Source organism: Methylohalobius crimeensis 10Ki (assembly GCF_000421465.1).
Lineage (GTDB): Bacteria > Pseudomonadota > Gammaproteobacteria > Methylococcales > Methylothermaceae > Methylohalobius > Methylohalobius crimeensis.
This window is the reverse complement of sequence record NZ_ATXB01000001.1, coordinates 1,628,279-1,641,932: the sequence shown is the minus strand read 5'-3', so window position 1 is coordinate 1,641,932 and position 13,654 is coordinate 1,628,279. Positions and strand designations below refer to the sequence as shown.

Here is a 13,654-nt window from a genome sequence, read left to right as displayed (position 1 = left end):
GAGATTATTGTAAGTGACTGTCCACCCAAAGATTTTTATCGTTGTTCTCAACTGGAACGGTAAGGACGACACTCTGGAATGCCTGGATTCTGTTTACCGAGTGGATTATCCAAACTTCAAAGTGGTCGTAGTGGATAACGGTTCCGAGGATGGTTCGGCAGAAGCTATTCGGGAGCGTTTCAATAAAGTTCATCTGATCGAGACGGGAAGTAACCTGGGCTATGCCGGAGGAAATAACGTGGGGATACGCTACGCCCTGAATCAGGGAACGGAATTTGTTTTCATCCTCAATAACGACACCAAACTTGAAACCGACACTCTAACTTATTTGGTGGAAGCTTCCAAAAATCATCCTAATGCTGCAGTTTTAGGGCCGGTGGTTTACGAAATGGACCAACCAAAGATAATATGGACCGCAGGGGAGTTTTTTGATCGAAAAAGGATTTTGTTTTCTCAATACAAACAAGGACAACCACATACAACACTTGAAAAAAAACAAGCATACGAAGCTTCTGGGGTTATCGGAGCGGCATTTTTTATCAAATCAGAAGCATTAATTAATATTGGACTATTTGATGAACGATTCTTCCTAGTACGTGAAGAGTCTGACTGGTGTTTTCGAGCACGGAAAGCAGGCTATATTTGTTTGATTGTCCCAAAAGCTCGACTATGGCACAAAATCGCGAGCTCCTTTGGGAGCGAGTCCTCTCCCATGCGTTTGTATTATAGTTTCCGCAATCATCTTTTGTTTGCAGAGAAAAACTTAAGCATGGGAATGTGGAAAAAACTAATTTTTCGTTCTCTCAGGCAATTTTTTCCAAAAATGAGTTTTTCTTATCTAGGTTCTGAACAACGAGCAAAACACTTTTACTGGCACTTACTTGAAAACCTTTCAATATGGCAAAATCCCAGACAAAAAGCGGTTAGGATTGGAATAAGGGATTATATTTTCCGTCGCTTCGGCGAGTGCCCTCCAAGTATTTGGTTGCTACAAGAACACTGGAAAAAAAATAATTGAAAAAAATAATTATGAATTTTCCATCCATCGGTATCGTATCCCCCGAATTCCCCCCCGACATCGGCGGCGTCGAGAACTACGCCCTAGGTTACGCCCGCGCGCTTTCCGATCGGGGCTATCCGGTGACCCTCTTCACCAAGCGCCATCCCGAAGGGGAAATTCATCCGCCGAGGATTGAAATCCGCCCCGAATTGAAGTTGCGCCGGGTGCTGGATCGAACCCTGCTGAAAGACCGCGGCATCGATGCCTGGCATGCGATGAATGCCGCGTATGCCTGGATGGCCGAAGAAACGGAAAAACCCGTCGTCGTTTCGGTACACGGCAATGATTTTCTCCGCGCCTACTTTCCGGTGAGCGCACCGGCCCTTTATCGATTCGGACCTTTTTGGCGTTGGGAAGTCCCCTGGCGCCGAATGGAAAACGCATGGCGGATGGACACCACCGCCAAGCTCCGACGCTGGCTGCCGAAAGCCGCCTGTATCCTGACCAACAGCCACTACACGGAAAAGGTCCTGCTGGAAACAATCCCCGCTTGCCGCGGCAAAACCTTGCCCGCATTGGTGGGGGTCGACCCTTTTTTTCTTTCGCTGCCGTTATGCGACGCAGACCGTCACAGACCGATCCGGCTGATCAGCATCACCCGATTGTCCGAACCTCGCAAAAACATCCACCGGGTACTGCACGCCTTGGCCGATCTGAGGCAATACGAATTTCACTACACCATTGTCGGCGATGGCCGAGAAAAGTCGGAACTGGAGGCGTTGACGAAATCGCTGAACCTCCAAAATCGGGTCTCCTTCGCCGGTCGCATGGATCGAGAAGATTTGCGGGAAAAACTGCGTCAATCCGATTTATTTATTTTGACCTCGTCGATTTTACCCACCAGTCACGAGGGATTCGGCTTGGTTTACCTGGAAGCCGCCGCTTGCGGTGTCCCTTCGCTGGCCGCAAGACTGGCCGGCGCCGCGGAAGCGGTGGCCGAAGGTGAAAGCGGCTTTTTCGTGGAAACGCCCGAAACCAAAGCCATCGCCACGGCCCTGGCGTCTTTCTTGTGCGGCGAGACCCGCTTCGAACGCGAAGCCTGCCGCGAGTTTGCGCGCGGATTTTCCTGGGAACGGGTGGTGAAGCCAGCGCTTCCATTCTATGCCGGGAGTGCTAGACTTTAAATTTATGGATTGTACAGCAGTACGCTTCAGCGGCCATGCCCTAACCCGTATGTTCGAACGGGGATTGTCCAAAGACGAAGTCTTGAATGTGATAGAACATGGTGTGCCCATCACAGAATACCCTGATGACCATCCATATCCCAGTCGTTTGTTACTCGGATGGATCGAAGGACGACCCATCCACGTTGTCGTGGCCAAAGATTGGGAAAGTCGTATCTGCTTTGTCGTCACCGCTTATCCACCGGACCCTTCGATCTGGTCCGCCGACTTCAAGACCAGGAGGACGTAAATGAAATGTGTCATCTGCAAAACAGGCGTACTCCACTCCGGGCGTACTACGGTCACCCTGGAGGGGAAGGGAGTCACGATCATCATTAAGAATGTACCGGCTGATATTTGTGACAACTGCGGTGAATACTACCTTTCAGAGGAAATCACCGACCGGATTTTGACACTGGCAGAGGAATCCCGGCATAAAGGAACGGAAATCGAGATCCTGCGATGGGCAGCATGATCTCCGTCATCATGCCCTGCTTCAACGCCACCACCCATGTTTTTCCGTTTTTGGGTGCTAAGCTATTTCTGAAGAACCATGCCGAGGCATGATTACCCAGACAAGCGAACTCGGCCGGCACTCGTGTCGTGTGCAAGTTTTTGAAAAAGAACGAGGACATTCTCATGAAATTAAAAGTTGTGGTCCACCAAGCTGAAGAAGGCGGTTTTTGGGCAGAAGTTCCGTCAATCCCGGGTTGTGCCACCCAGGGAGAGACGTTTGAGGAATTATTATGCAATCTCTATGACGCCGTGGAAGGTTGTCTTTCCGTGGACATGGAAGAGGTTTCTTTGACCGAAAAGGATAAAATCCTGGAGATCGCGGTTTGAAAGCGGTCAGTGGCAAAAGATTTTGCCAAGTTTTGCAAGCAAAAGGCTGGCAACTGAAGCGGATAACCGGGAGCCATCATATCTACGCCAAGGCGGACAGCCCTATTCGGATCTCAGTTCCGGTTCATGGAAATTCTCCCTTAAAATCGGTTTGCAAAAGCATTTGATGAAGATTTCGGAAATCGATGAATCAGAATTATAAGCCCAAAATCTCCGTAATCATGCCCTGCTTCAACGCCGCTTCCTATGTGGAGGAATCGGTGCGCTGCGTGATGGAGCAAAGCTATCCAAACGTGGAGCTGATCCTGGTGGACGACGGTTCCACCGACGGCTCGGTGAAAATCGTTCAGCGCTTGGCGGAGGAATTTCCCGGACGCATCCGTCAATTTTTCCAGGATCATGCCGGACCTTATCCCGCGCGCAATCAGGGACTTCGACATGCCAAGGGAGAGTACGTCGCCTTCCTGGATGCTGACGATTGGTGGACTCGAGATTGTCTGGAAAAACTGCACGCCGCTCTCGCCGAACATTCGGAAACAGTCGTAGCCTACTGCGGTTGGCAAAATGTCGGGCTGACCGGAGGACGCGGGGAACCGCACAGCCCTCCGGATTACGAACTGGAAGACAAAACCGTACGTTTCCTGCGCGCCGCGGCGCCTTGGCCCATCCACGCGGCGCTGGTCAGGCGGACCGCGATCGACCAGGCGGGCGGCTTCGACCTGACCCTGCCCACCTGCATGGACTACGATCTCTGGCTCCGAATCGCCGAGCCTCGCCCCATCCGGCGGGTGCCCGAAGTGTTGGCCTTTTACCGGCACCATACCTCCGGCCAAATCACTTCCACCCAATGGCGGCAGGCAAAGAACAGTTGGTTGGTGAAGCGCAAGTTCATCCGCGAGCACCCCGAGCGGGTTCGCCATCTGGAGCGGAACCGGTTGCGGGAACTGGTGGACGGCGGTCTGCTGAGTCGCGGTTATGACAATTTCTGGAAACGGGATCTGGTATCCGCTCGCCGCATCTTCCGCATGTCCCTGTTCAGGGGCGGCTGGCAGCTTAAGGACCTGAAATATCTGCTGCCGGCTTTGCTGCCGGAACCCCTTTATATTTGGCTCGTCACCCGAAGGGATCGTCCCGCATGAACCTCTATCGCCGACTGCTCGCCTCTTCGCTTGTCCCGTGGCGCATGCGTCATCGACTGGAACAATGGGTGGAAAACGAATGCCGGGAAAACCATTCGGACATTTATCGATGGCTGCATTTCGGCCGTGCGTCCGATCCGGTCGAACCCGTCACGAAAGGACCCAACCATCATTTTTTCGGTTATTACGACAAATCCCCCTGGAACGCATCGGGCCGGTATCTTCTCGCCCACGAGGCGGCCTTCAACGATCGAGCGCCTTCCGCGGACGACCGACTGGTCATCGGCCTGGTCGATCGCGCGGACAAAGACCGCTTCCTCCCCCTCGCCGATACCCTGGCCTGGAACTGGCAACAGGGCGCCATGGCGCAATGGCATCCGGCCGATCCGGAGCGTCTCTTCGTCCACAACGACCGACGGGAAGACAAATTCGTGGGTGTCGTACGCGATACGGAAGGACGGGAGCAAAAAGTTTACGAGCGCCCTCTGTACGCCCTCTTGCCGGACGGCCGCAGCGGGTTCAGCCTCAACTTTGCCAGGCTGGCCGTACACCGCCCCGGATACGGGTATGCGGGCGGGTGCGACGACTTCGCCGCCGACCTCAAACCGGAAAATGACGGCCTGTGGCGCTTGGACCTGTCTTCCGGGAAAGCGGAACTGAAAATCTCCCTCGCGGAGCTTGCCGGCCGCGACCCCAAGCCTTCCATGACGGACGCCTGGCATTACATCAACCATATCCAGCCCTCACGCACCGGTAAGCGGATTGCCTTTTTCCATCTTTGGCACCGGGACGCCAAGCATTGGGAAGTGCGCCTCTATATCTGCCGTCCCGACGGCTCCGATCTCACCTGTCTGCTGGATACCGGATTTATCTCCCATTACGACTGGCGGGATGACGACACCCTTCTGGTGTGGGCCAAACGGCCCAATGCTTCCGCCCGATTCTTGCTGCTCAACCATGCGAATCGGGAGTTCCACACCTTCGGGGAGGATATGCTTCAGGAAGACGGCCATTGCACGTTTTCGCCGGACGGGCGCTGGGTACTGAACGATACTTATCCAGATAGGCATCAGATGCGTACCTTGATGCTGGTGCGCGCCGATGGCGGCAGGCGCATTGATTTGGCACGCTTGTATTCGCCCAAATCGCGCTGGTGGGGGGAGATCCGCTGCGATCTGCACCCCCGCTGGAGCCGCGACGGCCGGCAGGTATGCATCGACTCGGTGCATGATGGGACCCGTCAGATGTATGTCGTCGATGTGGAAAGCATGACCCGATGAGCCGCGCCCTGATCCTCATGTATCATCAGGTGGACACGCCGTCCACCGCTCGGGAGAGACGCTTCTGCGTTGCTCCCGGGGAATTCCGCCGCCAAATGGATTGGCTTAAGCAAGCGGGCTACCGGCCCGTCGGCATGGAGGCGATCGTGTCTCCCATGATCGAAGGCGGCCGAATCCCCGACAAGGCGGTGCATATCACGTTCGACGACGGTTTCGTGGGGGTTTTGGAACATGCCTGGCCGATTTTGCAGGAACGCGGCATCCCCGCTACCCTGTTCCCGGTCTCGGGATACACGGGCCGGACCAATGAATGGATGCGGCACAGCCGGTTTCCCCGTCGCGCACTGCTTTCGGCCGCTCAGCTTCGCCTGCTCGCCGAGGAAGGCATGGCCATCGGCAGCCACACAAGAACCCATGCACGCCTGACGGAAATACAACCGGAGCAGGCCGAAACCGAAATCAGCCGCAGCAAGAACGAGCTGGAAGAATTGTTGCAAACCCGAGTTAGTCATTTCGCCTATCCCTACGGTCGATTCAATCGATCCGTGCGAGATATGGTCGAGCGGGCCGGTTACCGCTCGGCGTGTTCCACGCTTTCCGGTTTCAACCGATCGAGCGAGGACCCTTTCCAGATTCGGCGAATCGACGTATTCGGGACGGATCGGCTCTGGGAATTCCGCCAGAAGATCGAATTCGGCACCAACGAGGCTTCGAGGGTCAAGCCGTTTACTTATTACGCAGGGCGGCTGGGCATTCGCCTTGGACGCGGTTTGCGGCAACGTTAGCCCCCTGCAGAAATTCTTGGACATTCCCAACATAAGGCAAAAAAGGTGTTAGACATGGAGATGCCCTTCGTATCCATCGTCATTCCGGCATTGAATTGTGCACACGAGGTTTCCGACTGCATCGCAGCCTTGCGCGCCCAGGACTATCCGGCCGATCGCATGGAAATCATCGTCGCCGACAACGGTTCCACGGACGATACTGTCGAACGCTTAAACGAATTAGGGGTTTTTACCGTCGTTCGGCGCGAGCGTGGACGAAGCCGGGCATTGAATGCGGGGCTGGCCCGGGCAAGGGGGGAAATCATTTTAACCACGGACGTCAGTTGCCGCCCGCGAAGAAATTGGGTGTCCAAGGTCGTGCAATGCTTTGAAAATCCGGATGTGGGTTGCGTCGCCGGCGAAATCGAAATGTTGCCCACGCACTCCAACCTTGCTCTGCGCTTCCAGGAAAGAAATCGCTATATGTCGCCCCTACATGCATTCTCCCGGCGTCAGTTGCCCCACTTGCCGTTCGCCGACGGTGCGAACGCGTCCTTCCGCCGCAAGGTGTTCGAGGAAATCGGAGCGTTCGAAGAAAGTTTTTTCAAGGGAGCAGACGTGGAGATTTGTTACCGTCTCCTGATACTCACCGACTACAAGATTGTTTTTTGTCCCGATTGCGTGGTGGAGGAACCGGGTGAACCCGACTTGAAAGCGCTGTTGCGGCAACGGTTCCGGATGGGCATGGGGACGAACTTGATGCAGGCAAGATTTCCCGCGTTTTTTGAACGAAATAAAGAAAAAATATCGATTAAACGCTGTTACTGGGCATTGCGGAGCAGGCTCGGGAAAATTGCCCGCTTCGTTTACGCCGCTTTCAGAAACGATCGCGCCACCGTGGAAGACGCCTTCGTCCGCTATTTAATGAGCATCTGGCAAAACATGGGTAAGTACTACGGTGTTTGGTACTTGAAACGCCAACGATCGAAACCAACCCCCCTGGATTCAGAGCGCACGACTTTCTTCATGGAAAGCATGGATTCCTTGAAATACCGAATCATCCTGATTGCCGGTCTCTGATCCCTCGTTGGGTCTCGGAGGTATAAACGGAAATTTATAAGAACGGGTCGGCCTGCCAGAATGCCTCCGGATCGAGATCCTGGTAAAATGAAAAGGTCCTGAGTTCGACAAGTTCAGTCCCGCTCAGTTGGGATTCCCATTCATGTATTCCATACGGGGATCACGATGCTTTCCGTATTTCGGTCCCCTGTATGTGTGCGCCTGACTCCTTTCGCTATAATTGCCCTATCAGCTCATGGCATTTGAGTTTGTAATGCGCTTGACGATCATCATCTGCACTCACAACCGAAGCGAATTATTGGCCCGTACCCTCGATCACCTGAACAGAGCCCATTATCCCCGTCAAGACTGTCAAATCCTGGTCGTGGCCAATGCCTGCCACGATGATACGCTTTCCCTTCTCTATGCGTATCAAGAAAAAATGCATATCCCCCTGAAGTTTATGGAAGAGCCGAGGCCGGGCAAATCCCACGCCCTCAACACCGGACTTGCCGCGGTCGATAGCGGGATCGTCGCGTTCGTGGACGACGATCATCGCGTCGATACCGACTATCCGCTCGCCGTTGCCGAAGGTTTTCGCACATTTCCCGATACCGATCTCGTATGCGGCAGAATTCTTCCCGACTGGACCGGCGAGGAACCGGCGTGGGTCCACGAGGAAAACTTTTTTCCCATCTATCCCTTGCCGGTTCCCCGTTACGATCAGGGCAAGGAAGGGCGTTGGATCGGTACCGAAGGTCCTCTCCCCGGCGGCGGCAACTTGGCGATCCGAAAGGAGGTGATCGATTCCGTCGGCGGATTTTCCGCCGAACTGGGTCCCAAGGGGCACGATCTCGGTGGCAGCGAAGACAGCGAATTCGTGCTCCGAGCCTTGAAGGCCGGCTGCCGACTGCGCTACACACCCGAAATGTTGCAGTATCATTATGTGGATATGGAACGACTGCGTTTAGGATACATCATTCATAAAGCTTACAAGCGCTCTCAAACCGTGGTCCGTTATCGGATACAAAATGGATCCGATAAGGAAATTCGTCGCCTTCCGCCTAAATATCTGTACCGCAAAGTCGCCGAACATGCTTGGCGTTCCTTATTCTCCCTTTATTGGCCCGAAAAACGCTTTTATCTGGTCCGTACCGCCGCGTCTCTGGGCGAACTGAGCGCTTACTGGCTATGAATCAGGCGATTATCAAGGCCTTGATTGCCGACGGCCTTTTGGGGTTGGTGGGCGCGAGTTTGTTACTCTGGCTTTCCCTTCGCAACTTCAGCCGAACCGGACCGCAAATTCGCGAGGAAATCGCCTCGCACTTTCGTCTGTATACGGTTTATTGCGTGCTTCGTTTGGCTTTTTGGAGCTTCCTGATCCTCTTCTGGCTCGCCGGATTCGGTCAGATTCTCTATCTGGCCTGGGTTTTTTCCGGAGAGGGGAACGCTTCCTACGTCGGTTTCTTGCTGGCGGGCACCGGCGCTATCGGAGGGCTTACGTGGTTTCAATTTTTACGCCATTTGCTTCATATCCCGGCCAGCCTGATGATGTCATTTTCCTACGATATCCGCCGGCTTCATCCCTTTTGGAAAAAATTGACCGTCAGCCGCTTGCGCTGGTCCATGCTTTTTCTCGTCGCCATCTATTTAGGTCTCTTTTTATATGGACTGGGGGAGAATCCCAGTGAAACCCAAGGATTTCTCGCCATAGGCTTGAGCATTTGGGTAGTACCGTGGTTGCTTGCCTCGGTGCCGCTACCCGCCCGTCCGCGGCCGAGCCGCCAGAATGAGGCGGGGCCGCCCAATTTGCTTCTGATCGGTTGCGACACGCTGCGTGCCGATCGGCTTCTGGATTACTCCCGCAACGCGGCACCTTTTCTCAAAGCACTCTCTACTCGCGGAACACTCTTTTCTCACTGTTATACGCCCATCGCTCGAACCGCGCCGAGCCTGGCCACACTTTTCACCGGATGCGCCCCGGAATTCCATGGAATCAAATTCAATTACATCGGAGACCATCAAATCACGCTTCCCGTTAAGGCGTTTCCGGAAATCCTGGCCGAACAGGGTTATCATACGGAAGCCATTTCCGATTGGTCGGGCAGTGACCTGGGCAAGTTTTCCTTCGGTTTCCAAAAGAAGCTGATGCCCAAGGACCAGTGGAATTTTCGCTATCTGATCCGTCAGGGACCGAAGGAACTACGATTATTTTTAAGCTGTTTCACGCATAACCGCTTCGGGCGGGTCTTCTTGCCCGAATTGTATTTTTTGGCGGGCGTCCCTTTAACATCCCACTTAGGACGCATCGCCCGCCGCCGCCTTTCCGCCCTGGGAGGGAAAAAACAACCGTTTTGCCTGACATTATATTTGGCCTCTTGTCATCCCCCGTTCGGCAGCGAATATCCGTATTACCGGCTGTTCGCCGATCCGCACTACCATGGCGCTTCCTTGTTCGCCATGGCGCGCTTGACCGATCCGTTCGAAATCATTCGCAGTCAACGGGAGCCTCGACAAGCTTTCGACTTGGATCAGGTGGTCGATCTGTATGATGGTTGCGTGCGGCGCTTCGACGACGAAGTGCGGGCGGTTTTCCACCATCTCACACAATGCGGCCTCGACCGCAACACGGTGGTGGTTATCTTCAGCGATCATGGCATGGAATTGTTCGAGCATGGTACTTGGGGACAGGGCAACAGCGCAATCGGGGAACAGAGCAACCGGATACCCGTGTTGATCTACGACCCCGAACAGAAAGGACGAGGGATCGTTGATGAAATTACTCGGGCAGTGGACATTGCCCCGACCTTGCTGGATCGGTGCGGCATCACTCCGCCTCCAACCATGGAAGGCCAATCTCTGGTAAACCTTCTGCAAGGCAAGCTACCGAACATCGACTTGACCGCGTGCTTCAAAACCGGTCTCTGGCTGACCCGCCATCCCGCCATCCACCCCCGGCATCTTTTCTATCCGGATATCGTGGATCTACTCCACATTCCGGACAAATCCACCGGCACCTTGGCCATCAAGCCGGAATATCTTGGCCAAATTGAACGCGCCCGGGATATTGCCGTGTGCCGGCGGCAGTGGAAGTTGGTGCGTCTGGCTCTCAACGACACCCCTCGTTACCTGCTGTTTGACATGAATACCGACCCCGGATGTCACGAGGACGTTGCGGATCATTTTCCCGAAGTCGTAGAAGAACTACGGACTTATCTCAAAACAGCACAATCGGAAAAATTAATCATCACTTAGCGCGCGGGTTTTTTTCGCTACCCTCGACCATGCATGCTCGCGGCGGACACTTTGGTAAGCGGTTTCGCCCAGTTCGGCCGGACACTTGAGCAAGGCAATCAGCCCCTCGGCGACCTCTTCCACCGACTCTCCATCCACCCTTCGACCGGTCACGCCGTCTCGAACCGCATCGCCGGTACCGCCGGCATTGCCGGCAAGAGACGGTTTCCCGCAGGCCCCGGCTTCCAGATATACCATTCCGAATCCTTCGTTGTCGCCGTCGATTTCCCGGTTGGGCATGGCGAACACGCGGCAAGCGTTGTACCAGCGCGGCAACTCTTCCATGGGCACATGACCGAGAAAATGAACACGCTCGGCAACGCCTGTTTCCTCGGCCAGGCGCTTGAGGTAGGACTCGTCCTCGCCGATGCCGATGAGAGCGTAACGGACTTCCGGCACCTGTGCCAGCACCGACGGCAAGGCCCGGATCACCTGATCGAATCCCTTGCGCCGCGATAATCTGCCCACCGACAGAATCAGGGGCGTATCGGAATTCAACCGCAATCGCCGAAACAAGTCTTCGGTCGGGAGTCCCGGCCGAAAACGCTCGAGATCCACCCCCGGCGAGATGCTGACGATTTTCTCTTCCGCCACCCCCAACTTGCGCAACTCGTTGCGGGTGAAACGGCTATTGGCGATCACTCGGTCGGCATGACGGTAGGTGAAGGCCATGGCTTTGAATTTGGCCGGTTGGCGCCAGGTGGTGATCTCTTCCCCGTGCGCGTAGATCAGCAAGGGTTTGCGGAATAAACGCGCCACGGCCCAGCCGACCAAACCTTCGGGCAACACGCGCCCGACATGAACCGCGGCAATCGGATACGCCCATGCCACTTGCACGGACTTGAAAAACAGCTTGCCGTACATCGCCAGCGATTCGGGCTTGAGCCAGGGATAACGCTCCAAGCGGAGCCGATGGACGGTGTTGGGGTGGTTGCGGTCGTGTTCCTCCGACCCGGGCACTTCCGCGGTGACGATATGAATATCTTCCCCCCCCAGGCGCCGATACACTTCATCGAACCAGACCGCCGTTCCCCCCTTGGTCGGCAAAAATAGCTCGGTGATGACTAGCAGACCGGTTTTTCTCATCCTTTCAATACCGAAGCGATGATTTTCAGACTGCTTATGGAAGGCGCCTCAAATAGTAATGGTAGCACCGCTTGCAATGCTTCCTTGCCTCTGGCCGACCGCAGCAGCGCCACTGCCAGATTGAAGCGGGCCCGTCGGAGGCCGTTTCGGAAGCCGCCCTTAAGCGCAGGCGACGACTTCGCTAGCAGAGGTTTCAAAGAACACCAGGCCGCTACCGTCTGGCGCTGAGCCCGGAGCGGCTGGGAGCGGGTGGCGCTGTGAGGGTGGATCACATAGGCGGCTACCGGGGTTTTGACCACACCGGCCATGCAGCTGCGCGTACAGAGACGGATCAGCAAATGGACATCCTCGCAAACGGCAAAGCCATCCGGGTAGCCGCCCAAGTCCATAAATGTTTCTTTGGGCAAGGTCAGGGTATGGGTATCGCCGAAATGATCTTCGATAAAATCGCCGAAATCGCTCGCTTCCATCAGCACGAAACGGTCATCGCCTCGCTTCAATAGTTTTTTCCCCAAAACGGTGGAGTCCATGGAACGACGCAACCGCCGATCGTTTTCGTCACGAAAATCGAAGTCGGCGGTAACGAAATCCACTTCAGGATATTCGGCAATCAGCTCGGCGGTCAGTCCTAATCGCTGCGGATAGTAATAATCGTCGGCATCCAAAAAGGCGATCCATTCTCCTTGCGCGGCTTCGACCCCCGCATTGCGAGCCGCCGAAACGCCTCGATTGGGCTGTTGCAATAGAAACACCGGCGGCCCGTAGGCGGCGGCAATCCCGGCGGTGGCGTCGGTGGAACCGTCGTCGACCACGATGATTTCCCGGGCGGGATGGGTTTGTTCAAGCACGGAATCGATCGCCCGGGCCAAGGTTTTTTCGCCGTTATAGACCGCAATGACGACGGAGATATCGAGCTTATCGGTCATGAACGCAATCGCCTCCAGGCAGTTCGAATGCGATGCAGAGGCGAAACAGAAGGGAAATCCGTTATGCCTGTGGCCAGTTGATAAGAAGACATGAAGCGTATATCAGGGAATCGTGTCAACGCCCCTTCTAACAGCGCCTCGAGTGCGTCAAGCGATGAGTTGAGTTGGCCGTCCAGGAAATTGAAGCGGTGGGTTTCCAATAAGGCCGGTTGGCCCCGCCGCCATTTTCTGGCAATGGCTTCGAATATTTGGTCGGATCGATGGCCGAGGGAAGGCTCGAAATATACATCCCGCACCAACGCCCGCAATCCGCAGGAGAGAAGCTCGCCATCGAAAAAACTTCGCTCCGGTGCGGTCAAGCGGCCTTCCCGGTCCCGTCCCGCATAACGTCGTCCCGGCGTAATCAGGACCTTTATCCCGGCATCGGCATAGATTTTTTCCACCTGAGCATCCCAAACGAAAGTAGGAGGGACCACCACTTGGGGTCGGCGGCCGAAACAGTGTTCGAAACATTCAACTTCTTCTCGCACCGCCGAGCGAATCTGATCGACGGGCAGGGATCGGGAAGGAAGCGAGGCGGCATCGATCCACCGGCTCTGCAGCCAAGCGGGCAACCTTTCCGTCCGCCAACCGTCCTCCGACAACCAACTGGCGACCGCTTTCTCTCGATTCCGAGCCGCCATGAAATTGGCCGGCCAGAAATGGGCCATTCCGTGCAACTGAAGATCGAACACTCCTTCTCTCTCCCCTGCCATAAGGGTTTCAACGATGGAGCGATATCGGGATTCTTGAAGAGACCGGAAGTGATAACGGTCGGAGGCCACGATGGCCTCGGCATCGGGAATTGAAAGCAGTACCCCGATGGTCATGACCGGATGTCGATCAGTTTTGTCCCTATGCTTCACTAATACGGCGCGAATGGCTTCCAACGCATGGGATTGTTCGTCGGATCCCGGTCCCCAATCGTCGCTTTCGATGATCAGAACCGGATACTTCAAGACCGGTGCCCGGGCGGCATGAAAACGTCCCCGCAATCCCAT

Annotated in this window: 15 protein-coding genes; 12 read left to right on the top strand and 3 right to left on the bottom strand. The window is 55.2% G+C overall.

Annotation, left to right across the window (positions count from 1 at the left end):
• The first annotated feature begins 13 nt into the window (after window positions 1–13).
• The 12 genes from H035_RS18840 (at window position 14) to H035_RS0108140 (ending at window position 10,563) form a co-directional block, all read left to right on the top strand.
• On the top strand, window positions 14–1,018 hold the full coding sequence (locus tag H035_RS18840; protein WP_022948506.1) for a glycosyltransferase family 2 protein: 1,005 nt from the start codon (window positions 14–16) through the stop codon (window positions 1,016–1,018).
• Entirely contained in the window at window positions 1,015–2,184 is a 1,170-nt protein-coding gene (locus H035_RS20775; protein WP_152485993.1) for a glycosyltransferase family 4 protein, read from the top strand. The genes H035_RS18840 and H035_RS20775 overlap by 4 nt, the downstream gene beginning before the upstream one ends.
• The gene (locus tag H035_RS22735) at window positions 2,162–2,473 is read left to right on the top strand and encodes a DUF4258 domain-containing protein (protein WP_407635330.1); all 312 of its coding nucleotides are present in this window, start codon (window positions 2,162–2,164) and stop codon (window positions 2,471–2,473) included. The genes H035_RS20775 and H035_RS22735 overlap by 23 nt, the downstream gene beginning before the upstream one ends.
• Entirely contained in the window at window positions 2,474–2,698 is a 225-nt protein-coding gene (locus H035_RS0108180; RefSeq protein WP_022948504.1) for a type II toxin-antitoxin system MqsA family antitoxin, read from the top strand.
• A 164-nt stretch (window positions 2,699–2,862) separates the two neighbouring features.
• Window positions 2,863–3,066, top strand: a complete 204-nt coding sequence (locus H035_RS0108170) for a type II toxin-antitoxin system HicB family antitoxin (protein ID WP_022948502.1) — start codon at window positions 2,863–2,865, stop codon at window positions 3,064–3,066.
• The gene (locus H035_RS22730) at window positions 3,063–3,233 is read left to right on the top strand and encodes a type II toxin-antitoxin system HicA family toxin (protein ID WP_200861534.1); all 171 of its coding nucleotides are present in this window, start codon (window positions 3,063–3,065) and stop codon (window positions 3,231–3,233) included. The genes H035_RS0108170 and H035_RS22730 overlap by 4 nt, the downstream gene beginning before the upstream one ends.
• 18 nt (window positions 3,234–3,251) lie before the next feature.
• The gene (locus H035_RS0108165) at window positions 3,252–4,205 is read left to right on the top strand and encodes a glycosyltransferase (RefSeq protein ID WP_022948501.1); all 954 of its coding nucleotides are present in this window, start codon (window positions 3,252–3,254) and stop codon (window positions 4,203–4,205) included.
• Window positions 4,202–5,485 carry a TolB family protein gene (locus H035_RS18830; RefSeq protein WP_022948500.1) on the top strand — a complete coding sequence of 428 codons (1,284 nt, stop codon included), beginning with the start codon at window positions 4,202–4,204 and terminating at the stop codon, window positions 5,483–5,485. Before H035_RS0108165 ends, H035_RS18830 begins: the two co-directional genes overlap by 4 nt.
• A complete protein-coding gene (locus H035_RS18825) occupies window positions 5,482–6,270 on the top strand; it encodes a polysaccharide deacetylase family protein (RefSeq protein WP_022948499.1) in 789 nt (262 codons plus the stop codon). Before H035_RS18830 ends, H035_RS18825 begins: the two co-directional genes overlap by 4 nt.
• Before the next feature lie 54 nt (window positions 6,271–6,324).
• Complete coding sequence (locus H035_RS0108150) at window positions 6,325–7,329, top strand: glycosyltransferase (protein ID WP_022948498.1); 1,005 nt, start codon at window positions 6,325–6,327, stop codon at window positions 7,327–7,329.
• 253 nt (window positions 7,330–7,582) lie between these two features.
• Window positions 7,583–8,503 carry a glycosyltransferase gene (locus tag H035_RS0108145; RefSeq protein ID WP_040574378.1) on the top strand — a complete coding sequence of 307 codons (921 nt, stop codon included), beginning with the start codon at window positions 7,583–7,585 and terminating at the stop codon, window positions 8,501–8,503.
• A complete protein-coding gene (locus H035_RS0108140; protein ID WP_026596401.1) occupies window positions 8,500–10,563 on the top strand; it encodes a sulfatase family protein in 2,064 nt (687 codons plus the stop codon). Before H035_RS0108145 ends, H035_RS0108140 begins: the two co-directional genes overlap by 4 nt.
• Here the strand turns inward: H035_RS0108140 and H035_RS0108135 are convergent.
• Genes H035_RS0108135 through H035_RS18820 form a run of 3 tightly spaced genes read right to left on the bottom strand, consistent with a single transcriptional unit; the run spans window position 10,549 to window position 13,654 of the window.
• On the bottom strand, window positions 10,549–11,688 hold the full coding sequence (locus H035_RS0108135; protein ID WP_022948497.1) for a glycosyltransferase family 4 protein: 1,140 nt from the start codon (window positions 11,686–11,688) through the stop codon (window positions 10,549–10,551). The genes H035_RS0108140 and H035_RS0108135 overlap by 15 nt on opposite strands.
• A complete protein-coding gene (locus H035_RS0108130; RefSeq protein ID WP_022948496.1) occupies window positions 11,685–12,614 on the bottom strand; it encodes a glycosyltransferase in 930 nt (309 codons plus the stop codon). The genes H035_RS0108135 and H035_RS0108130 overlap by 4 nt, the downstream gene beginning before the upstream one ends.
• The gene (locus H035_RS18820) at window positions 12,611–13,654 is read right to left on the bottom strand and encodes a glycosyhydrolase (RefSeq protein ID WP_022948495.1); all 1,044 of its coding nucleotides are present in this window, start codon (window positions 13,652–13,654) and stop codon (window positions 12,611–12,613) included. The genes H035_RS0108130 and H035_RS18820 overlap by 4 nt, the downstream gene beginning before the upstream one ends.